This window comes from Sphingopyxis selenitireducens (genome assembly GCF_051550705.1).
Lineage (GTDB): Bacteria > Pseudomonadota > Alphaproteobacteria > Sphingomonadales > Sphingomonadaceae > Sphingopyxis.
This window is the reverse complement of sequence record NZ_JBPULG010000006.1, coordinates 460,907-482,893: the sequence shown is the minus strand read 5'-3', so window position 1 is coordinate 482,893 and position 21,987 is coordinate 460,907. Positions and strand designations below refer to the sequence as shown.

Annotated in this window: 18 protein-coding genes; 9 read left to right on the top strand and 9 right to left on the bottom strand. The window is 64.9% G+C overall.

Going from position 1 to position 21,987, the window contains the following annotated elements; all coding sequences use genetic code 11:
* The first annotated feature begins 44 nt into the window (after positions 1 to 44).
* Both ACSYDV_RS20910 and ACSYDV_RS20905 read left to right on the top strand, forming a co-directional pair.
* Positions 45 to 4,769 carry an NAD-glutamate dehydrogenase gene (locus ACSYDV_RS20910; RefSeq protein ID WP_438325967.1) on the top strand — a complete coding sequence of 1,575 codons (4,725 nt, stop codon included), beginning with the start codon at positions 45 to 47 and terminating at the stop codon, positions 4,767 to 4,769.
* 129 nt (positions 4,770 to 4,898) lie between these two features.
* Positions 4,899 to 5,756: an ATP-grasp domain-containing protein gene (locus ACSYDV_RS20905; RefSeq protein WP_438325965.1), complete on the top strand. Its 858-nt coding sequence runs from the start codon at positions 4,899 to 4,901 to the stop codon at positions 5,754 to 5,756.
* On the opposite strand, the gene ACSYDV_RS20900 is transcribed toward ACSYDV_RS20905, so the two are convergent.
* Positions 5,753 to 5,986, bottom strand: coding sequence for a ribbon-helix-helix domain-containing protein (locus tag ACSYDV_RS20900; RefSeq protein WP_438325963.1), 234 nt, complete (start codon positions 5,984 to 5,986; stop codon positions 5,753 to 5,755). The genes ACSYDV_RS20905 and ACSYDV_RS20900 overlap by 4 nt on opposite strands.
* A 106-nt stretch (positions 5,987 to 6,092) precedes the next feature.
* On the opposite strand from ACSYDV_RS20900, the gene ACSYDV_RS20895 reads away from it, so the two are divergent.
* Entirely contained in the window at positions 6,093 to 6,842 is a 750-nt protein-coding gene (locus ACSYDV_RS20895) for a helix-turn-helix domain-containing protein (protein WP_438325962.1), read from the top strand.
* Positions 6,843 to 6,888: 46 nt separating this feature from the next.
* Here ACSYDV_RS20895 and phbB read toward each other — a convergent pair whose 3' ends face one another.
* From phbB to ACSYDV_RS20855, 8 genes are all read right to left on the bottom strand, one after another.
* Positions 6,889 to 7,611: an acetoacetyl-CoA reductase gene (phbB, locus tag ACSYDV_RS20890; protein WP_438325960.1), complete on the bottom strand. Its 723-nt coding sequence runs from the start codon at positions 7,609 to 7,611 to the stop codon at positions 6,889 to 6,891.
* Between the two features lie 104 nt (positions 7,612 to 7,715).
* The gene (locus ACSYDV_RS20885; RefSeq protein ID WP_438325959.1) at positions 7,716 to 9,386 is read right to left on the bottom strand and encodes a DUF1963 domain-containing protein; all 1,671 of its coding nucleotides are present in this window, start codon (positions 9,384 to 9,386) and stop codon (positions 7,716 to 7,718) included.
* Positions 9,387 to 9,477: 91 nt separating this feature from the next.
* On the bottom strand, positions 9,478 to 10,476 hold the full coding sequence (hemH, locus tag ACSYDV_RS20880; protein WP_438325958.1) for a ferrochelatase: 999 nt from the start codon (positions 10,474 to 10,476) through the stop codon (positions 9,478 to 9,480).
* Positions 10,473 to 12,761 (bottom strand): xanthine dehydrogenase family protein molybdopterin-binding subunit, encoded by a 2,289-nt coding sequence (locus tag ACSYDV_RS20875; protein ID WP_438325956.1) that lies wholly within the window; start codon positions 12,759 to 12,761, stop codon positions 10,473 to 10,475. Before ACSYDV_RS20875 ends, hemH begins: the two co-directional genes overlap by 4 nt.
* A gap of 75 nt (positions 12,762 to 12,836) precedes the next feature.
* Entirely contained in the window at positions 12,837 to 13,550 is a 714-nt protein-coding gene (locus tag ACSYDV_RS20870) for an SIMPL domain-containing protein (protein ID WP_438325955.1), read from the bottom strand.
* A 53-nt stretch (positions 13,551 to 13,603) separates the two neighbouring features.
* Positions 13,604 to 14,200, bottom strand: coding sequence for a hypothetical protein (locus tag ACSYDV_RS20865; RefSeq protein WP_438325954.1), 597 nt, complete (start codon positions 14,198 to 14,200; stop codon positions 13,604 to 13,606).
* On the bottom strand, positions 14,197 to 14,619 hold the full coding sequence (locus ACSYDV_RS20860; protein ID WP_438325953.1) for a CoA-binding protein: 423 nt from the start codon (positions 14,617 to 14,619) through the stop codon (positions 14,197 to 14,199). The genes ACSYDV_RS20865 and ACSYDV_RS20860 overlap by 4 nt, the downstream gene beginning before the upstream one ends.
* A gap of 1 nt (position 14,620) precedes the next feature.
* A complete protein-coding gene (locus tag ACSYDV_RS20855; RefSeq protein WP_438325952.1) occupies positions 14,621 to 15,613 on the bottom strand; it encodes an Mrp/NBP35 family ATP-binding protein in 993 nt (330 codons plus the stop codon).
* A 91-nt stretch (positions 15,614 to 15,704) separates the two neighbouring features.
* Here ACSYDV_RS20855 and hflK point away from each other — a divergent pair, with 91 nt between their 5' ends.
* From hflK to ACSYDV_RS20825, 6 genes are all read left to right on the top strand, one after another.
* The gene (hflK, locus tag ACSYDV_RS20850; RefSeq protein ID WP_438325950.1) at positions 15,705 to 16,880 is read left to right on the top strand and encodes a protease modulator HflK; all 1,176 of its coding nucleotides are present in this window, start codon (positions 15,705 to 15,707) and stop codon (positions 16,878 to 16,880) included.
* The gene (gene hflC / locus ACSYDV_RS20845) at positions 16,880 to 17,731 is read left to right on the top strand and encodes a protease modulator HflC (protein WP_438325948.1); all 852 of its coding nucleotides are present in this window, start codon (positions 16,880 to 16,882) and stop codon (positions 17,729 to 17,731) included. The genes hflK and hflC overlap by 1 nt, the downstream gene beginning before the upstream one ends.
* 125 nt (positions 17,732 to 17,856) lie before the next feature.
* Positions 17,857 to 19,353 (top strand): trypsin-like peptidase domain-containing protein, encoded by a 1,497-nt coding sequence (locus ACSYDV_RS20840; protein ID WP_438325947.1) that lies wholly within the window; start codon positions 17,857 to 17,859, stop codon positions 19,351 to 19,353.
* Positions 19,354 to 19,473: 120 nt separating this feature from the next.
* Positions 19,474 to 19,842 carry a VOC family protein gene (locus tag ACSYDV_RS20835; protein ID WP_438325946.1) on the top strand — a complete coding sequence of 123 codons (369 nt, stop codon included), beginning with the start codon at positions 19,474 to 19,476 and terminating at the stop codon, positions 19,840 to 19,842.
* Positions 19,843 to 19,912: 70 nt separating this feature from the next.
* The gene (locus ACSYDV_RS20830; RefSeq protein ID WP_438325944.1) at positions 19,913 to 21,508 is read left to right on the top strand and encodes a helicase HerA-like domain-containing protein; all 1,596 of its coding nucleotides are present in this window, start codon (positions 19,913 to 19,915) and stop codon (positions 21,506 to 21,508) included.
* The gene (locus ACSYDV_RS20825) at positions 21,505 to 21,951 is read left to right on the top strand and encodes a hypothetical protein (protein ID WP_438325943.1); all 447 of its coding nucleotides are present in this window, start codon (positions 21,505 to 21,507) and stop codon (positions 21,949 to 21,951) included. The genes ACSYDV_RS20830 and ACSYDV_RS20825 overlap by 4 nt, the downstream gene beginning before the upstream one ends.
* Positions 21,952 to 21,987 lie beyond the last annotated feature (36 nt).

The following is a 21,987-nucleotide window of genomic DNA, read 5'->3' as shown; positions in this document are numbered from 1 at the left end:
GTCGGTAGAGGTCCGCCAATTTCTGGTTCGGGATGCTGCACCTCATGCCTCAAAATAAGTCCGATAATTCGGAACTCGACACACCCACCCCCTCCACCGTCAAAGTGCCTTCGAAAATTGCCGCTGCCTATCTGGCCGCGCTGCACGGCAGCGCGCTGCCCGGCGAGGGCGACGACATGGACAAGGCCGCGCTGACCGATGCGGCGCAGTTTACCGCGCGCGCGGCGCTCGACCGGACGGCCGACGCGCCGTCGCTGCTTCTCGAACCGATCGCGGCCGACGGCACCGACCGCCGGATGCGGCTGGTGATCATCAACGACGACATGCCCTTCCTTGTCGATTCAACGTCACAGGCCGTTGCGGCGCAGGGGCTGGCGGTTCACCGCATCCTTCACCCGGTCGTTGCGGCAAAGCGCGATGCCAAGGGGCATCTGCAGGAAGCGGGCGAGGGCGAGACCCGCGAATCGGTCATCTATATGGAATTGGAACGCGGCGACGCGCGTGCGCGGCGCCGGCTTCTCGACGGGCTGGAAACCGCGCTGCGCGACGTGCGCGCGGCGGTCCGCGACTGGCGCGCCATGCGCGCCGCCATGCTTGCCGATGCCGCGATGCGCGTCGAGGGCGAAGCGGCGGAGCTGCTGCGCTGGTTCGAAGGCGGGGCGATGACCCAGCTCGGCCACGAATGGCGGACGCGCGACGGCAAGGTTCAGGATTCGCTGGGGATCAGCGAAAGCAGCGACAGCCAGCTTCTCTCGCCCGCGGCGCTCAAGGCGGCGTTCGAATGGTTCGACGCGCAGGTCAAGTCGGGGGGCGGTTCCGCGCCCTTGCTGATCAAATCCAACCGTCTGTCGGCGGTGCACCGCCGCGTGCTGCTCGACCTCGTCGTTGTCCCCGAAATGAAGGGCAAGACGGTCGAGCGCCTGTCGATCCATGCCGGGCTGTGGACCAGCGCCGCGCTGTCGACGCCGCCCGCGAAGGTGCCCGTACTCCGTGCCCAGCTCAGCGCGCTGATGACGAAATTCGGTTTCGATCCGACCGGCCATGCGGGCAAGGCGCTTGCCCATGCGCTCACTGCGCTGCCGCACGATCTGCTGATCGCGTTCGACACCGCGTCGCTTGAAGAGCTGGTGCTGACCTCCATGTCGATCACCGACCGGCCGCGGCCGAAGCTGGTGATGGTGCGTAGCGCGCTTGGCCGGCACTTGTTTTTCTTCGTCTGGCTGCCGCGCGACGAAGTATCCACCGGCCGCCGCCTCGCGGTCGAGGCGCTGCTGGTCCGCGAAGCGCATGCCGGGGTCATTGGCTGGACGATGGTGCTCGAGGATGGCGGCGCCGCGTTGCTCCGCTTCACGCTCGACCTGCGCAGCGGCGGAGTGGTTCCCGATACCGAGGCGTTGAATCACCAGCTCGAACAGATGGTGCGCGGGTGGCAACCCGAGGTCGAGGCGTCTCTGGCAAAACAGGGGGATGCGGGCCGCGCTGCGGCGCTCGCCGCGCGCTTTGGGCCGCTTTTCCCGGCCAATTACCGCAATCTCTATAATCCCGAAGAGGCCGCGCGCGATATTTTGCGTCTCCGCGATCTCGACGCCGACACGCCGCGCAGCGTGCGGCTCGCGCGCACCACTCTCGACGGCGACGACCGGCTGCGGCTGAAAGTCTATAGCGCGGTCGGACCGCTGGCGCTCTCCGACGTCGTTCCCGCGCTCGAACATTTCGGTTTCGAGGTGCTCGAGGAAATTCCGACCACGCTCGGCACCGGCCGCGCGATGGACGGCGAAGCTGCGGATGAAGAGACGCCGCTGGTCATCCATGACTTCTCGCTCCGCCTGCCGGCATCGGTCGATGAACTCGCGCTCATTCCTTATGCCGAAGTGATCGAGGGCGCGATCGTCGCAGTGCTCGACGGCCGGGCTGAAAATGACGCGTTCAACGAACTGGTGCTCGTCTCGCAGACTGATCCGCAGGCGATCGTCTGGCTGCGCGCCTGGTTCCGCTACATGCGCCAGGGCGGGTCGAGCTATGGTCTCGACACGGTGGTCGCGGCGCTTCGTCACGCCCCCGCGCTGACCCATGCGCTGGTCGAACGTTTCCGCGCGCTCCATGATCCGGCGTCGCACGACGCCGACCGCGCCGCCGCCCTTGATGCAGAGATGCAGGCGGGCTTTGCCGCGATCAAGTCGATCGACGACGATCGTATTCTGCGCCTGTTCCATGCCGTCATTGGGGCGACGCTCCGCACCAATGCCTTCGCACCCGCAGCCGAAGAGGCGCTGGCGTTCAAGATCGACTCCAGCCTTGTGCCCGGCCTGCCGAAACCGCTGCCCTGGCGCGAAGTGTGGGTGTACAGCCCGCGCGTCGAGGGCACCCATTTGCGTGCCGGTCCGGTCGCTCGCGGCGGCCTCCGCTGGTCCGACCGCCGCGACGACTTCCGCACCGAAATTCTCGGGCTGATGAAAGCGCAGCGCGTCAAGAACGCCGTCATCGTGCCGACCGGCGCGAAGGGCGGTTTCTATCCCAAGGCGCTGCCCGATGTGTCGCTCGACCGCGATGCGTGGTTTGCCGAGGGGAAGGAATGCTATCGCATCTTCATCCGCTCGCTGCTGTCGATCACCGACAATCTCGTCGCGGGCAAGGTCGTGCATCCCAAGCATGTGGTCATCCGCGACGGCGACGATCCCTATTTCGTCGTCGCCGCCGACAAGGGCACCGCGACCTTCTCCGACGTTGCCAATGCGCTGGCGCTCGAACGCGACTTCTGGCTCGGCGATGCCTTCGCCAGCGGCGGGTCGCACGGCTATGATCACAAGGGCATGGGGATCACCGCGCGCGGCGCGTGGATGTCGGTGCAGCGTCACTTCGCCGAAATGGGCGTCGATGTGCAGAGCGACGCGGTGCGCGTCGTCGGTTGCGGCGACATGTCGGGCGACGTGTTCGGCAACGGCATGCTGCTGTCGAAATCGATCCAGCTCGTTGCGGCGTTCGACCATCGTCACATCTTCCTCGACCCCAATCCCGACGCGGCAAAAAGCTGGGTCGAACGCGACCGGATGTTCAAACTCCCGCGCTCGAGCTGGGACGATTATGACAAGAAGCTGATTTCGAAGGGCGGCGGCGTCTTCCCGCGCAGCCAGAAAAGCATTCCGCTGACCCCTGAGGTTCAGGCGGCGCTCGGCCTCTCGGTTGCCGAGATCGATCCGGTTTCGCTGATTTCGGCGATATTGAAGGCACCGGCCGATCTGCTCTGGTTCGGCGGCATCGGCACCTATGTGAAGGCGGCGGCCCAGAATAATGCCGAGGTCGGCGATCCCGCCAACGACGCGCTGCGCGTCGATGCCGAGGATCTGCGCGTCCGCGCGGTGGGCGAGGGCGCCAATCTGGGCGTCACCCAGGCCGCGCGCATCGCCTTCTCGATGAAGGGCGGGCGGATCAACACCGACTTCATCGACAATAGCGCGGGCGTCGACTGCTCGGATAACGAGGTCAATATCAAGATCGCGCTCAACCGCGAAGTGATCGAAGGCCGCCTCGAAGAGGGTGATCGAAACGAACTGCTAGTACGAATGACCGACGACGTCTCGGCATTGGTGCTCGAGGACAACCGCTTGCAGGCGCTCGCGCTGTCGATCGCCGAAAAGGGCGGTGCGGCGGCGGTGCCGTCGCTGGTGCGGATCATGGAGACGTTCGAGGCATCGGGCCGGCTCGACCGCAAGGTCGAAGGGCTCGCCGCTAACGACGAGCTGCTGCGCCGCGCGGCGGAAGGACGCGGACTGACCCGGCCCGAACTCGCGGTGCTGCTCTCGACCGCGAAACTTGCGCTGCAGGACGCGATCGAGGCCAGCGACCTGCCCGACGATCCGGCGCTCGCGCCGGATCTTGCGGCCGCCTTCCCAACCGAAATGCAACGCGATTTCGCTGCTGCGATCGCCGACCATCAGCTGCGCCGCGAAATTATCGCGACCAAGATCGCCAATCGCATCATCAACCGCATGGGTATCGTCCATCCCTTTGAACTGGTCGAAGAGGAAGGCTGTGCGCTCGGCGACGTCGCTGCGGCCTTCGTTGCGGTCGAACGATTGCTCGAGATGAAGAGCCTTTGGGCCGAGCTTGATGCAGCGAAGATCGACGAAGGCATCCGCCTGTCGCTCTTCACCCAGGCGTCGTCCGCGATGACTTCGCAAATGGCGGATCTGTTGCGCGTCGGGCCGACCCCCGCGCAGCCGGGGCCGCTCGTTGCGCGGCTTGAGCCCGGGGTCGATCGCCTGATGACTGGCGTCGACGCGCTGCTCAGCCCGTCGGTCAAGCGCCAGTGGGATATGCTGAGCCAGCAATTGCTCGACGCGGGAGCGCCCGAGGCGCTGACTGCGGCGGTCGTCCGCCTGTTCAAGACCGATGGCGCGATCGGGATCGTCGACCTTGCCGAACGGCGCGGCGACGACGAGATTGCGGTGACCCATGCCTTCACCCATTTGGGCGAGGCGCTGGGGCTTGATTGGGCGCAGACGCTGGCGGCGCATATGAGCCCCGCCGATCCCTGGGAACGCCTGCTGGTCAACAGCCTCGCCCGCGATTTTCAGCAGATGCGGCTGGGCTTCCTTGGCCAACTTCCAAAGGGCGACCTCGACGCTGCGGTGACCAAATGGCTCGCCGAGCACACCCCGCGCGTCGCGCAATTCCGCGCGACGGTCGAGCGGGCCCGCACGATCCCGAATCCCAATGGCGCGATGCTCTCGCATATCGCCGGGCAGGCACGCGGATTGCTGGGGCGGTAACAGCCGCTGTCATTGCGAGCGAAGCGAAGCAATCTCCAGCTATCGGCCTTGAGCCAGATCGATAGTCGGGGATTGCCGCGTCGCCCTTGGCTCCTCGCAATGACCATTTAAGGAAAGCGATCAAAGTCCATGCCGTTTCAACCTCGCGTCGCGATTCTCGTCCCCGCGCCTGACTATTTCGAGAAGTGGCAACCCGCCTTCGCGCGCAAGGCGGCCGCGCTGACCGCGGCCGGTTTGGTCGTCGAACAAAGGCCGTGGACCGACCCCGGCGACCTTATGGGTTATGACCTGATCCTCCCGCTTTTCGCATGGGGCTATCAGCGCGATGTTTCGCGCTGGTACGCGCTGCTCGACCGGCTGGAGGCAGAGGCCTTGCCTGTCGCCAATCCGGTGCCGGTGCTGCGGTGGAACAGCGACAAGGCATATCTTGCGGAACTTGGCGCCAAGGGGGTTGCGGTCGTGCCGACGGTCGAAATCGCCACGCTCGACGATACGGCTCTGGCGGCAGCGCGGGCGCAGCTCGGCGCCGAAGAGGTCGTCATCAAACCCGCCATTTCGGGCGGCGCCGACGGTACGCATCGTATCGCGGGGGGCGACGCGATTCCCACCGACGCGCAAGGCCAGCGACGACTCGTACAGCCGCTGATGCCGGGCATTTTGACCGAGGGCGAATATTCGCTCTTTTTCTTCGCCGACAAGTTCAGCCACGCGATCGTCAAGCGTCCCGCGTCGGGCGATTTTCGCGTGCAGGAACAATATGGTGGGCGCGAGACGGCATGGGACGCGAACGAGGCCGCGCGTCAGCTGGCGACGGCGGCCCTCGCGGCCGCCCCGGCGCCGCCCGTCTATGCGCGCGTCGACATGGTCGGCGACGCGGCGGGCAAACTCCACATCATGGAACTCGAACTGATCGAGCCGTCATTGTTCCTGCATCACGCGCCCGACAAGGGTGCAGCGTTCGGCCATGCGGTTTATGCTGCCATCTAGTCGCCGCGGCTCCGCCACAACCACTGCCTGATCGCCGAGGTCAGGTTCGGTGGATCATCCGCCTCCATCCGCTCGACGTCGATCCGTGCGACGAGGGCGTTGACCGGCAGTGCCTGCCGCGCCGCTTCGGCCTCCAGCGCGGCCCAGAACATCGGTTCCAGGCTGATCGATGTCGGATGGCCCGCGATCGTCACCGATCGTTTTATCGGGGGATGATAGATTGACGGCATCGGGACAGTCTACGGCCTGCGATGGCAATGGAGGTACGATTTATTTGGGGTAGATCGCAATTTTTCTCATCCGTAAACAGGCGAGAAGATCGGGTGCGAGAAGGTAATGACACAAGGATTTCAGGCCCTCACCGAAAAGGAAAAGGAAGCGCTGCGCCTGTTGGTTCAGGGCTATGATGCGAAATCCATGGCCCGGCATCTGGGGCGTTCGGTTCACACCATCAATGAGCGGCTTCGCGACGCGCGGCGCAAGATGGCGGTTTCGAGCAGCCGCGAGGCGGCCCGGCAGCTGCGCGAGATCGAATATCCGAACCCCGAATTTCTGGGGCCCACGCCTTTGGGGGATGCTGAGGCCGCTATCGGCATGAAAGAGCTTCAGGCACCAGCTCCAGCGCCGCGCCTGTTGCGCCGCTACGGCTGGATCGTCGGAGGAGTTTTTATGTCGTTCAGTCTTGCCTTGCTCGCCCTTTCATCCCTGTCCGGGACCGGGCAAGCGCCCACCGCGCCGCAGTCTGCGGTACCTGCGGCCGAAACCGCGACAGTCCGGTCAGTGCGTTCGTGGTTCGCCCTCGTCGATGCCGGGGACTGGGACGGAAGCTGGAATGCGACCGGTCAGTCGTTCAAGTCGCTCAACACGAGCGACACTTGGGCGGAGGTGTCGCAGTCGGTCCGCACCCCGCTCGGCGCGGTCGTATCACGCGCGCTGATCGGCGAAGAAAATGTCCCCGCGCCGCCCTATGGCTATCAGGTCGTGAAATTCAGAACCAGTTTTGCGCACAAGGCCGATGCGATCGAAACCCTCTCGCTTGCCCGCGAAAATGAAAGCTGGAGGGTCGTCGGCTACACGATCGAGTGAAGGCAAAGGAGGCGCCCTTCCACGCGGAAGGGCGCCGTCGACACCGTCAATACATATGCTGTCCGCCGTTGATCGACATCGTCGATCCGGTAACAAATCCTGCATTCTCGCTGCACAAAAATGCGACGCCGCGCGCGATTTCGTCGGCCTGACCCAAGCGCCCGACCGGAATCTTCGCCACGATCTTCTCGAGGACCTGCGGGGGCACTGCGGCGACCATGTCGGTGTCGATATAGCCCGGCGCGATCGCGTTGACTGTCACGCCCTTTTTGGCGCCTTCCTGTGCCAGCGCCTTGGTAAAGCCGTGAATTCCCGACTTGGCGGCGGCGTAATTGACCTGACCATATTGGCCCGCCTGACCGTTGATTGACCCGATATTGACGATCCGGCCCCAGCCGCGCTCGACCATGCCGCCGAAGGTTGCTTTTGCCATGTTGAAGCAGCCTCCCAGATTGATACGCATCACATCGTGCCAATCGTCATAGCTCATGCGGGAGAGGGTGCCGTCGCGGGTTATGCCGGCGTTGTTGACCACAATGTCAACTTCGCCGACTTCGGCGGCGACGCGTGCGCAGCCTTCGATGCAGGCCGCGTGGTCGCCCACGTCCCACTTATAGGCGGCGATGCCGGTGCGTTCGGTGAAGGCCCGCGCCTTGTCGTCATTGCCGCCATAATTGGCGACGACGGTGATTCCGGCTTCCTGCAATTTGAGGCTGATTGCCTCCCCGATGCCGCGAGTTCCGCCAGTAACGATTGCAACGCGTGTCATAAATTAAGCTCTCCCACAGAGTTTTCGCGTTCAGACTAGGGTGCGTCGCCGGGAGCCGCAAGTTGACCGGAACGTCAATCGCAAAGCTATTCAGGCAGCTCGGATCAAAAGCCGGGCTGGGCGACAGGCCGGTCGAAACGGCCCATCGCGAGATCCGCCTTGCGCAGCGCGAGGACAAGGCGATGTTCGTTGCCGAAGACCCATCCCATGAGCGTGCTCGACGGCAGGTCGAGCAAAGTCGCGTTCGCCTCCGGGTGGGTGTCTGGTGGATTGCCGATGCTGCCTGCCTCATGCGCGGCGAGCTCACGGCACCATGGGTCGATGATCGCGCGTACAGCGTCGGAAAGCGCGTCCGGATCGGTGGTATAGGCGCGCCGCGCATGGTCGAACCAGACACTGAAATAGTCATGGACCCACAACGGGGCACCGGGATGATGCTGAGTTAATGCAAGGGTCTGGCTTTCGATCCGCTCGGCACCGGGGCGGCCTTCGGGATCGGGGTGCCGATGAATCTTTGTCCAGCAGATTGCGCGGATCGCCTCCATGACCGCAGCCGCGTCGCCGGTCGAGAAGGCGGCCTTGTGCGCACTGTCGCGGATGATCGCGATAATTTCCTCGGCGCGGATACGGGCGTCGCGGTTTGTCGCCGCCGCGGCGTCGGTTGCGTCGACGAGTTCGCCGAGCGAAGCGCGCATATTTTCGAGTTCTTCGCGGGCCGCCGGATCGTTGCCGCCGGCATCGAGCGCGGCGAGGCGGCCTTCGACATGCGCGACCTGTGTAGCGAGCGGCGACGGGCCATCGACGTAGCGCCAGAAGCGTTCGATGCGCATGGCCAGTATCTCGGCCAGCGCGACCATCAGGTCCCAGTCAAAGGGATGGAAAGCGGGGTCGGCGATGTCAAAGCCGGCGCGGTAGAAGCGGTCGCCGGGGGCATCGTTCGTGGTCCCGGTCTCGACCGGGTCGCTGTCGCCGGGGCGTACCGCGATCAGATCGACCGGCCATGCGGGGGTGCCCGATCGGCAGAAAGGCTTGAGATCGCCGAAATGCAGGGCATCGCGCGGGGTGAACCATTGTTCGGCATCGTCCTGCGCGCGCGGCGGATCGATGGGCTCGCCCGGATCGGCGACAGGGATGATCGCCATATCGCCGTCGCGTGGGTGGGTGAAGACGGCAAAAGCACCGTCACGCGGGCCCAGACCATCCCACAGATCGCGGGGCAGGTCGCCGAAGCTGATCTGGGCGATAAAGGCCGCCGGAATTTCGCGAATCTCGGGCCAGGTCGTGCCGTGGTCGAGGCGCGGGCGCCCGCCGAGCCAGCTTGTCGGATGTGCAGCATTGCGCGGCGGAACTTGCAGAACGAGTCGAACCGCGACCGTCCCCGTATCGCCGGGCTCGATCCGGCCAGCCTCTTCCTCGACCTGTGTGACGATCGCTTCGAGCATGTGCTCGACATCGGCCTGCGAGGCCTCACGCGGCGCGCTCGGTTGGGGTCGTTCGGCGACGAGGAGGTCGGCGTCAGCTCCGGGCGCGGCTTCGGTGGGGCTGGGGAGCGGCGCTTTGCCGCTGATACGGGCAAGGCGTGCGGGTGAGATTTCCACCGGTGCTTCCATTGCGCGATTCCGGCGCGGCAGGCCGATTTCGCGAGGCAGGCGGGATGTGCCGGGGCGCTTGGGCTGGCTGGCATTGCGGCGCCATCGCGCCACCAGAAAGACGACAAGCAGGAAGGCGAGCGTCACCCCGGCGAGCGACAGGGCTGCCGACTGGATCTGGCTCATTGCGACTCCTCCACCTTGCGGGCGCCCCTTGGCATACCCGCGCGCGGACAGTCTAAACAAAGCTCCTAAACAGGACGTAACCGCCGGGGGATCAAAGCCATCCGCCCAGTTCGCGGCGGATCAGCGTTTCGATCATCGCTTGGCCCGGCGTGCTGTCGTTCAGGCAGGGCAAATAGGCGAACCGGGTGCCGCCCGCGCCAGCATATTGTTCCTTGCCGCGAATCGCCAGTTCCTCAAGCGTTTCGAGGCAGTCGGCGGCAAAGCCCGGCGCGAAGATCGCGACGCTTTTGCCTGTCCTGCCAAGGTCCGCCAGCACATTGTCGGTCGCAGGCTCGAGCCATTTGGCGCGTCCAAAGCGTGACTGGAAGGCGACCTCGACCGGCCGTCCGAGCGCGTCGGCGAGCAGGCGGGCCGTCTTGCGGCACTGGCAATGATAGGGATCGCCAAGATGTAGCGTGCGTTCGGGCATGCCGTGAAAGCTGGCGAGCAATATGTCGGGGATGAAATCGAGCGCGGCGAGGCTCGTTTCGATCGATGTCTTCAATGCGCCGATATAGGCGGCATCGTCATGATAGGGCGGCACGGAACGTAGCGCCGGTTGCCAGCGCAGCGATGCGAAATGGGTGTTCACCGCATCGACAACGGTCGCGGTCGTTGCGCCGCAATATTGCGGATAAAGCGGCGCGACGAGGATGCGCTGGCATCCTGCTGCGATCATCGCGTCGAGTGTCCGGCCGATCGCGGGCTCGCCATAGCGCATCGCATGCGCGACCATCACGCCATCGCCGAATGCCGCTTGCAACGCGTCGGCCTGGGCGCGGGTGATGACCGCGAGCGGCGATCCGGCCTCGGTCCAGACTTGCTGATAGGCGTGCGCCGATTTTTTCGGCCGGGTGGTCAGGATGATCCCGCGCAATATCGGCTGCCACAGGATTCGCGGGATTTCGACGACGCGGCGATCGGACAGAAATTCGGCGAGATATTTACGCACCGACCGCGCATCGGGCGCGTCGGGGGTGCCCAGATTGACGAGCAGTACGCCGATGTGCGGCGTCGCCACCGGCGGATGCGAGGGGGGAGGGAGGGTCATAGCGGATGTCCGGATAGCGGGATGCGGCGGATGCGGCGGCCGGTCGCGGCAAACATCGCATTGGCGATTGCGGGCGCGACGACGGGCACCCCGATCTCGCCGATTGCGCCGGGATCGCGGTCGCTGTCGATAAATTCGATCAGGATCTGCGGGGATTGCGAAAGGCGCGGCAGCCCGAGTTGTCCAAGCTTGCGGGCGGTTGCTACGCCGCCTTCATAATCGGTCGTTGCGCCGACTGCGGCGGCCAGGCCAAAGATCAGCCCGCCTTCGATCTGTTGCCGCGCGATCGCGGGATTCACGAGGCGTCCGGCATCGACGACCGCGACAAGCTGTTCAACCTGTAGCCCCTTGTCGCTCTGCCGCGCCGTTGCCATCAGCGCGATATGGCTGCCGCGCATCGAGTGGCAGGCGAGTCCCTGTGCGGTGCCCGACAACCCGCCCTCCCAGCCGCCGAGGCTGGTCGCGGTGAGCAGGCAGCGCGCGAGCAAAGGCGCCTTGCCGAGCATCGCCATGCGATAGGATAATGCGTCGGATCCGGCGCGCGCCGCCATTTCGTCGACGAAGCATTCGGTGAAAAAGGCGGTATAGCTGTCGGCATTGCCGCGCCAGCGGGCCGTCGGCAGGCCGATGTCGGCCGGACAATGATCGACCGCGACATGCGGTATGGCGTAGTTATTCGCTGCGCCCTCGACTGCGGCGGCGTCGGCCTTGCCCGCCGCGGCGCGCTGGGCGACATCGGCGGGCGTGTTGTCGAAAAGACGGTCGCGAAACTCATGATTGGTCGATGGCACGGCGATGCGCGCGACCAGCGCATCAATCCCGCCCGCCGCGTAGAGCGTCGCGGTCATCCGCGCGCGTGCCGGGGCGCGGGGCAGGTCGCGCATAATTTCTTCGGCGCGTGACCATGCGAGCTGGACGGGGCGCTTCACCTGCCGCGCAATGATCGCCGCCTGCACGGCAACGCTGTGGTCGAGGCACGCGTCGAACGAGCCGCCCGCCATCATCGGGAACAAAGTCACCATCGATTCGGACAGTCCGGTCGCGCGCGCGATCGCGGCGCGGCACTGCGCGGGGGCTTGCGTTGCGACCCAGACCCGGACGCGATCGCCATCGAGCGCGGCGGTGGCCGTGCGTGTTTCGATCGGTGCATGAAGTGCGGGGGCGACGGCATATTCGGCCGCGATCTTCGTGCGCCCTTCCATCGCATCGGCGACATCGCCTTCGCTGACGATGCGCCAGCCATCTTCCTTCAGCGCGGCCTTGAGCGCCTTGTCGATGCTGTCGCTGGAAATCGGCGCGCCCGCGGTTTCGAAAACGGGCGCGAAGCGGTCGAGCGCGCGGTTCGCCGCCCACCAGTTGCGCGCGACCGTCGCTACCCAGCGTTCGTGCCGGACGACGTGCAGCAGGCCGGGGGATTGCATTCCGGCCTTGCTGTCGATGCTCTTCAGTCGCGTTGCGCCGAGTGGGCCCTGGCGGATCGCGGCGAAGACCATGTCGGGAAGGCGGATGTCGCCGGCATAATTGGCCGACCCGTCGATCTTGGCCGGGAGGTCGAGCCGCGTCAGTTCCTTGCCGTAAAGCGGGTCGGCGCTGTTCGATCGATAGACGGGCTCGGCGGGCGGTTCCAGCAATGCCGCCGCCGCCGCAACGTCGGCGAAGCGCAGCTTTTTGGCGCCGAAGGTGACGAAACCATCCTGCGTGTCGCAGTCTTCCCAATTGGCGTCCCAGCGTCTGGCCGCCGCCATCATCAACAAGGCGCGCGCCTGGGCGGCCGCGGCACGGCATGGCTCTTCGAACATCTGCACCGACGAACCGTTCGCGGTGAGCATCACCGCATTGCGTATCGCCCATTCGCGTCGCGCCCAGCCGCGCACGTCCGACACAAAATCGGGGACGCCGCTGCGCGGGGTGAAGGTCGCGCTATCCGCGTCGACGAGCAAGATGTTGGTATAGAGCGGGCTGATCGGCGCGGTTTCGACCGCGATCGTCCGCCAGTCGGCGCCGAGTTCATCGGCCATGATCTGGGGCAATAACGTCGTGACGCCCTGACCCATTTCGCATTGCGGGACGATCACGCTGATATGGCCGTCGTCACCGATTTTCAGAAAGGCGTTGAAAATATGCTCGTCGGACGCGGCGGTCAGATTGGGCCGATAGTCGCGCGGCCATACGCTCCATGCCAGCGCAAGGCCGCCGGCGGCCGTTGCGCCCACCAACAGGGAACGGCGGCTGACATGCGGCAGGCGCGATTTGCTTCTCCCCACAGTGTCGCGAATGCCCGCCATGCGGGCTGCTGATAGTCAGCGGGACGAATCGGCGCAAAGAAAATCGCCCGTTCGCGTGGATGGATTGAGTTGCCCCTATGTCTTCGACAACGCGAAATCGACGCGCACCGATACCTGCGATTCGCTGACCCCCGGATTGAAGGGTGCCGTCGCCGATTGTTGCACGGTGGCATTGGCGGCGTCCGCCTCGGCATAATAGGGCATCGGGGGCGGGGTGTCGCCGCCATCGCGGATGATCAGGATGCGATCGATCTTGAGCCCTGCTGCCCCGGCATAAGCGTCGGCGCGCGCTCGCGCGGCGCGATAGGCGGCGGCATAGGCCGATTTTGTCGCGGCTTCACGATCAGACACGCGAAGCGTCGGCCCCGACAGGATATTCGCCCCGGCCTGCGTTGTCGCCCCGACGGCTTCGCCTGCCTTGTCGATCGCGCGTACCCGCACTTCGACCTGGTTCACCGCCTCAAACTTGCCCTTGTTGGCACCCCAGTCGATCCGGTTCACCGTTAATTGCCGGGTCTGGAGGTCCTTGTCGGCGACGCCAAATGCTTTCAGAGCCTCCGTCACCTTGGCCATGGTTTCATTATTGCGCCGCGTCGCATCCTCGCCCGATTGGGCGATTGTGCTGACCCCCGCTGTAAAGCGCGCTTCGTCGGGTTTTGTTTCGGACCGGCCCGTGGCGGATACCGACAGCAGGGTTTCGTCATAGTCGACACCGCGCGGATCGGTTGCCTTGTCGCTGCACCCACCGAGTGCGAGCAGGGGAAACAGTATCAGAGTCTGGAAGCGCATGTCTCTTCTCCCGTTGGCCCCGTGCTAGCGCACGCGGGGAACGAAGGGTTTCGTTACCACCCCCATGGCGCGGGCGGTGGTGCGACCGGATGGCCATAGTCGAAGGCGACGCGGAAGTGCCGGCCTTCGCGGTTCAGGCCATAGGTGAAGCTGTCGGCGGTGGTTTCGACCGACCAGATATTGCTGTTGGAAACGCTGCGCCCTGTCGCGGTGAACATCGCGATCGATTCGGCATCGACGGGAAAGCTCTGGCGGGTGGCGCTGCCCGCTTCAGCGGTATCGCCGCCATAAAGCGTCACCGCATCGGCGCTGCCGTCGGCGTGGCGATGATCGTGCTTCAACCGCAACCCGGTTGGCGTCCGGGTGATGATCCAGGTGCGCGATCGGTCCCAGCCCCCATCGGGGCCGAGCCCGTCGATGTGAAAGGGGATTTCGATGCGGTCGGCGGTGCAATGGCGGATGTGCATCACCATCGCCTTGCCGCGCATCTCGGCGTCGGCTTCCTGATCGCTCGCGAGGGTGCCGGTATAGGCCTGCCCGCAACGCGCCGATAGCGCAGCGAAAAAGGCGTCCTGCGGGTTGGCGGCGGCGGGCGTGGCAGCGCAGCCCGCGAGCATTGTCGCGGCAAGCAGGGCGAGGGCGGTTTTCACCGGAGCAATCCCAGCCGCGGAATTTCGACCATCGGACAGCGGTCCATGACGACCATCAACCCGGCCGCATCGGCGCGCTTCGCGGCGGCGTCGTTGATGACACCCATCTGCATCCACACCGCCTTGGCGCCATGAACGATCGCTTCGTCGACTGCGGCGGCGGCATCGTCGCTGTTGCGGAAAATATCGACCAGTTCGGCGGGCGGCTCGACATCCGCGAGGGTCGCGACGACGGGCGCGCCGTGGATCGTCTTGCCGGCGTGGCCGGGGTTGACCGCGATCACGTCATGGCCTTGGGCGACGAGGAAGCCGAGTACCTCGTTCGAGGCGCGGGCCGGATTGGGCGAAGCGCCGATGACGGCGATGCGGCGCGGGCTTCCCAGCAGATCGCGGATCTCGCCTTCGTCGTTGATCGCCATGCTATTTCCCCTGTTTGCGTACCTTGAGCCAGTCGGCGACCTTCGCCGCTATGGCATGAAACGGCTCGCCCGCCGGGTCGGTTCCGGCGGCGGGCGGTACGCCGCCATCGCTCGCGAGACGGATACCCATCGACAGCGGGACGCGGCCAAGGAAGTCGAGCTTCATCGTCTTTGCCGCCGCCTCGGCGCCGCCGCTCCCGAACGGGTCGCTGACCTCGCCGCAATGCGGGCAGGCATAGCCCGCCATATTCTCGACGAGGCCGATGATCGGCACACCGGCCTGATCGAACAGGCTGATCGCGCGCGTCGCGTCCATCAGCGCAAGGTCCTGCGGGGTCGATACGATCACCGCGCCAGCAGGCTTGTGCTTCTGGATCATCGTCAGCTGGACGTCGCCGGTGCCGGGGGGCAGGTCGACGACCAGCGTGTCGATGTCACCCCAGCTTGCATCGACGAGCTGCTCGAGCGCCTTGCCCGCCATCGGGCCGCGCCATGCGATCGCCTGTCCGGGCGCGGCAATCTGGCCCGTCGAGAGCATCGGGACGCCGTAAGCATTGGGGACGGGGGCGAGTTTCGATCCGCGCGCTTCGGGCTTCACGCCTTCGCTGTCCATCAGCCTCGGCTGCGAGGGGCCATAAATATCGGCATCGACCAGCCCGACCTTCACGCCCTGACGCCGCAATGCAACGGCCAGATTGGCGGCGAGGGTCGACTTGCCAACCCCGCCCTTGCCGCTGCCCACTGCAATGAGGGTCATTGTCTTCTTCTCGGCAGTCATCGCGATGCGGACTTCGCTGACGCCCTTTTCGGCAAGCAGGCCGGCACGCAGCTTGTCTTCGAGCGGCCCCCGATCCTCAGCGGCGATGCCGGTGACGTCGAGGATGACGGCAAGCGTGCCGGCGTCGTCGAGCAGGCGAAGTCCCGAGGCGCGACCGTCGCTGAGCGCGGCGGCGGCGGTGGTCAGGCGGGCGATATCTGCGCTGATATTGGTCATCCCCAGCGCAGATAGGCATCGCGGGGGCTATTGCCAGCCATTTTCGCGTGCCCCCCTGTTAATCGCGCTCGCCGACCCTATAAAAGCATCCATGAGCAATAAAAGTGAAGGCAGCATGGGACGCCGCGCCCCGGGGGGATTGCGGCGATTTTTCGGGATGATGAGTCCGATGGCGAACAGCCCGTGGGGCAGCGGCCCCGGCAAGGGCGGCGGTCAGGGCGGCGGCGATGGTGACGGCGGCGACAAGCGCCCCGGTCCGCGCAACCCGTGGGTGACTCCCGATCCCATCGATATCAATCGCGGGCGCAAGCCGCGCGGCCCTTCGGCGCTCGACGAGTTGCTGCGTAAAGGGCGCGGCGGTTTCGGCGGCGGCGGTTCGGGCGGCAGCGGCGGTGACGGACTGAATCTTCCCGAATCGGCCCGGCTCTGGAAATGGGGCGTCCTCGCGGCGGTCGTTATCTGGGTGCTGTTTTCGTCTTTCCACATCGTGCCGCCTGAAAAGGAAGGCGTCGTCACCCGCCTGGGCAGCTATTCGCGTACCGTGGGCCCGGGTGTGAAACTGACCTTGCCCGCTCCGCTCGAGCGCATCCGTCTTGAGGACGTTCGCGCCATCCGCACCATGGCGATCGGCTCGCCCAATGCGACCGACGAGAATTTCGTGCTGACCCGTGACCAGAGCATCGTCGATCTCGCCTATGAGGTTCGCTGGTCGGTCCGCGATCCCGAGTTGTTCTTCTTCCAGCTCGCCGATCCCGAAGGAACCATCCGCGAAGTCGCCGAAAGCGCCATGCGCGCGACGGTGGCGAACTTCGACCTCGTCCAGGCGATCGGCCCGGGCCGCGTCGAGATCGAGGCACAGGTTCAGACCCGGATGCAGGAACTGCTCAACCAGTATCGCGCCGGCGTGATGATTCAGGGCATCGCGATCCGTCAGGTCGATCCACCCAAGCAGGTCGACGAAGCGTTCAAGGAAGTCACTGCGGCGCGTCAGGAACGCGAATCGGCGATCAACCTCGCGCGCGCCTATGAACAGCAGGTGCTCGAACGCGCCCGCGGCGACACGTCGGCCTTCGACAAGATTTACGAACAATATAAGCTCGCGCCCGGCGTGACCAAGCAGCGGCTTTATTATGAAACGATGGAGAATGTATTGTCGAACGTCGACAAGACGATCGTCGAGGCGCGCGGGGTGACCCCCTATCTGCCGCTTAATGAAGTGCAGAAGCGCGTTGCCGCACCCACCGAAGCAACGAAGGGAGGCCAGTGATGTTCCAGTCGCTTATCCGCCACCCGATGCGGCTGCTTTTCGCGTTCGTCGCGCTGCTCGTCATCCTTTCGTCAACCCTCGCGATCGTCCCCGAAGACAAGCAGGCGCTGATCCTGCGCTTCGGTGAGATCAAGGGCACGGTCAACATGTACAAAAAGGGCGAGCAGTTCGGCGAATCCGGCGCCGGGCTCGTCATGCGCATGCCCTTCGTCGATAATATCCAGTTTATCGACAAGCGCATCTTGGGCGTGAACATGGAGCGCCAGCAGGTGCTCTCGACCGACCAGCAGCGTTTGCAGGTCGATGCCTTCGCGCGCTTCCGCATCACCAATCCGGTGCGCATGTACACCGCGATCCGCACCGAAGATAAGTTGCAGGCCCAGCTTGCGACGATCCTGGGTTCGTCGCTGCGCAACGAACTCGGCAAGCGCACCTTTGCGACTTTGCTGTCGCCCGAACGCGGCGCGGTGATGGACAATATCCAGATCGCGCTGAACCGCGAGGCACAAAAATATGGTGCCGAGATCATCGACGTGCGGATCAAGCGCGCCGACCTTCCCGAAGGCGCGACGCTCGAGGCGGCGTACAACCGCATGCGGACCGCGCGCCAGCAGGAAGCCATCTCGATCCGCGCCGAAGGGCAGAAGGAAGCACAGATCATCCGCGGCGGGGCCGACGGCGAAGCGGCGCGTATCTATGCCGCCAGTTTCGGTAAAGACCCCGATTTCTATGACTTCTACCGCGCGATGCAGAGCTATCGTCAGACCTTCCTGGGTGAGAATAACCAGGGCGGAACGTCGATCATCATGTCGGCCGACAATGAGTATCTGAAGCGTTTCAAGGGCAATTGACCACCGAACGGCGAATGAACAAGTTGGACGGCCGCCGTTCATGTTCAATCGCCGTTCAGCATCGGACCAGCAGAAAACCGCCGCCGGGGCCGTGAGGTTTTCGTAAGAGAAAAGGATTTGCGATCGTGCGTTATGTTTATGGCATCACTTCGGCCTTGCTGGTGGGTGGCACCGCACTCGCGCTCGTCACCCAGTCGCCGGTCGGCGCGCAGGTCGCGCAGAATGAGAAGAGCGAGATCGCCAAGGTTGTTCCGCGCTCTGGCGCGCCTGAAAGCTTTGCCGATCTGGTCGAGCAGCTTCAGCCTGCCGTGGTCAATATTTCGACCAAGCAGGAAGTCACGCTGGGCGTCCGGCTGAACCCCTTTGCCGGGACGCGTGAGCCGATCACGCAGGAACAGCAGGGCGGCGGATCGGGCTTTCTGATCTCGACCGACGGCTATATCGTCACCAACAATCACGTCATCTCGGGCGGTCCGCGCGGCGAGGCGGTGAATCAGGTTACGGTCACGCTCACCAACCAGAAGGAATATCGCGCGACGATCGTCGGCCGCGATGCGGCATCGGATCTGGCGCTGCTCAAGATCGACGCGAAGGGCCTGCCGTTCGTCAAATTCGCCGACAGCAGTACCGCACGCGTCGGCGACTGGGTCGTCGCGATCGGCAATCCGCTCGGCCTCGGCTCGACGGTGACCGCAGGGATCATCTCTGCGGTTCAGCGCAATCTGGGGCAGGGCGGCGCTTACGACCGCTATATTCAGACCGATACCGCGATCAACCGCGGCAATTCGGGCGGTCCGCTCTTCGATCTTCAGGGCAATGTCGTCGGCATCAACAATATGCTGATCTCACCCGTCGGCGCGAACATCGGCGTCAACTTTGCAATTCCCGCCGACGCGGCGATCCCCGTCATCGAGGCGCTGCGCAGCGGCGAGAAAATTCAGCGCGGCTATCTGGGCATCGGTATTGCACCGGTCGATGAAGATCTGGCGGCGGCGCTTGGCCTCGCCAAGGATCGCGGCGAGTTCGTCCAGCGCGTCGAGGATAATCAGGCGGCGGCAAAGGCCGGGCTGAAGCGCGGCGACGTCGTGACCAAGGTCAATGGCAAGGATGTCACGCCGCAGCAGACGCTGTCGTACATCGTCTCGAACACCAAACCGGGTTCGCGAATTCCGCTCGAGGTGATCCGCGACGGCAAGACGATGACGCTCTATGCCGTGGTCGGCACGCGTCCGCCCGAAGAAGAGCTGGCCGGCAACAACTTCGATCCCGAAGAAGAACAGACGATGCCGGAAGATCCGACCGGCGCGGCGGACAAGATTCTTCAGGACGAGCTGGGCTTGGTCGTGCAGCCGCTGACCTCGGACATCGCGCGCTCGATCGGTGTCGATGCCGGGGCCAAGGGACTGGTGATCGGTGCGGCTGTGGCCAGCAGCGATGCGGGTCGCAAGGGGCTGCGCCGCGGCGACGTGATTCTCAGCGCCAACCGCACGCCGGTGACGTCGAGCGATGCGCTTGCGAAGATCGTCACCGACGCCAAAAAGGCCGGCCGTGATGCGGTGCTGCTCGAAATCCTGCGCCGCGGTGGTCCGTCGGCCTTCATCGCGGTGCGCGTCAAGAAATAAGCGCCTGCGTTTCGTGCCTTGGAAAGGGGCGCCGCGACCATCGGGTCCGGCGCCTTTTTCTTTGCGCTGGGCACGCGTTGTTCCTATTATGTTCCATCCACACGAGTCGGGAGAAACAGGATGATCGGATATGTCACGCTGGGCACCAATGATCTGGCCAAGGCCGCGCCCTTCTATGATGCGCTCGCCGCCGAACTAGGGGTGCTGCGGATGATGGACTATGACGGCTTCATCGCCTGGGGCAAAGCTGACGGCGGCGCGGGGATCGGGCTGACGAAACCGTTCGATGGCAATGCAGCGAGCGTCGGCAATGGCGTGATGGTCGCGCTCGCAGCAAAGGACAAGGAACAGGTCCAGCGGCTTTACGACATCGCGCTTGCGCATGGCGGGACGTGTGAAGGCCCTCCGGGACCGCGCGGCGAAGGTTTTTACGCCGGCTATTTCCGCGACCTCGACGGCAACAAGCTCAACGCCTTCATCATGGGTTGAGCGCGGTCGCTTGATTTCCTGCCCCTCCGCTCTAGACCTTGAGGACAGGTTTCAGAGCGGAGGATAGCGGGTGAGCGACGTCAGCACGGCAAGCGAGATTTATATCGGTCTGGGCGGCGGCGGGGCAACCGAGGGGCCGCGCCAATCGCTCGTGCTGAAACGCGCGAACCGTCACGGGCTGATCGCCGGGGCGACCGGCACCGGCAAGACGGTGACGCTCCAGGGCCTCGCCGAAGGCTTTTCGGCGGTCGGGGTCCCGGTGTTCGTTGCCGACGTGAAGGGCGACCTTGCCGGCATGGCAATGGCGGGCAGCCCGACCGCGAAGACGCACGAGATTTTCGCCGCGCGCGCCGCCGAAATCGGCGACAGCGACTGGGCCTATCGTGACAATCCGGTCATCTTCTGGGACCTGTTCGGCGAACAGGGGCACCCCGTCCGCACGACGATCTCCGAAATGGGGCCGCTGCTCCTCGCGCGGCTGATGGGGCTCAACGAGGTGCAGGAAGGCGTGCTCGCGATCGCCTTCCGTGTGGCTGACGAACAGAATTTGCTTCTTCTCGATCTTGGGGATCTGCAGGCGATGCTTGCCTGGTGCGCAAGCAATGCGGACGAACTGACGACCAAATATGGCAATGTGTCGAAGGCGACCGTGGGGACGATCCAGCGCCAGTTGCTGACACTCGAAAGCCAGGGTGGCGCCAACTTCTTTGGCGAGCCCGCCCTCGACATTCAGGACATGATCCGCACCGATGAAAGCGGGCGGGGCTATGTGAACATCCTCGCCGCCGACAAGCTGATGGCGAGCCCGAAGCTTTACGCGACCTTCCTGCTCTGGCTGCTGTCCGAAATGTTCGAGACGCTTCCCGAGGTTGGCGATCCCGACAAGCCGAAGCTCGTCTTCTTCTTCGATGAAGCGCATCTGCTGTTCGACGATGCGCCGCCCGCGCTGACCGACAAGATCGAACAGGTGGTGCGCCTCATTCGGTCGAAGGGTGTCGGGGTCTATTTCGTTACGCAAAACCCGATCGACATTCCCGAAGACGTCGCGGGCCAGCTGGGCAATCGCGTTCAGCATGCGCTGCGCGCTTTCACACCACGCGACCAGAAGGCGGTCAAGGCCGCCGCCGAGACCTTCCGTCCCAACCCCAAAGTCGATGTGGCGCGCGAAATCACCGAGCTCAAGGTCGGTGAGGCGCTCGTCTCGCTGCTGATGGCCGACGGGGCGCCGTCGCCGGTCGAGCGCACGCTGATCAAGCCGCCTTGCTCGCGCGCCGGACCGCTGGACGCCAAGGAGCGCGCGATCATCAAATCGATCTCGCCCGTCGAGGGCAAATATGACACCCCCGTCAACCGCGAAAGCGCCGAAGAGTTGCTCGCCGCAAAGGCCGAGCAGGCGCAGGCCGCGGCCGTCGAAGCCAAGGCGCAGGTCGAGGCCGACAAGCAGGCTGCGATCGCCGCCAAGGAAGAGGCCAAGCTGAAGGTCGCCGAAGAGAAGGAGCGTCTGCGGCTCGAAAAGGCGGCGGCGCGCGAGGCAGCCAAGCCCTCGATGACCGAGAAGATGGTGCAGTCGGCGGCGCGATCCGCCGCGACGAGCCTCGGCCGGCAGGTTGCGGGCAAGTTCGGCGGCCAGCTGATGCGCGGGATTTTGGGCAGCCTGTTCAAGTGAGCGAAGCCGATGCCGCGCTGATGGAGGCGAGCCTGACGGCCGTCGCCGAGGCCGGCATCGACATTCGCCACGCTTTGTTCGACCGCTTCTTTGCCGCCTTCCCCGAACGCCGCGCGAGCTTCATGGTCGTCGATGCGTCGTCGCGGCGGATGACCGACGAAACGCTGCAAATGATGTTCGGCCTCGCGAAGGGAGAGGGCTGGGTGTGGCCGCTGGTGACCGAACTTGTCTTCACCCACCGCAGCTATGGCCCGCTGCCAATCGGCGAATATGACGCCTTCATCGACATGACGGTCGCCGAAACGGGCCACGCGGCCGGCGCGGCGTGGAGCACCGATTGCGCCGCTGCATGGCAACGCCATGCCGACGAACTGAAGGCGATGATTCGACGCGCCCGCGCCGAATGGCAGGCCGCGCTGCCAGACCCGGTGACCGCCGGCTGACCTGCCATTTCCGATGGCTCGACTCCGCTCGCGAAT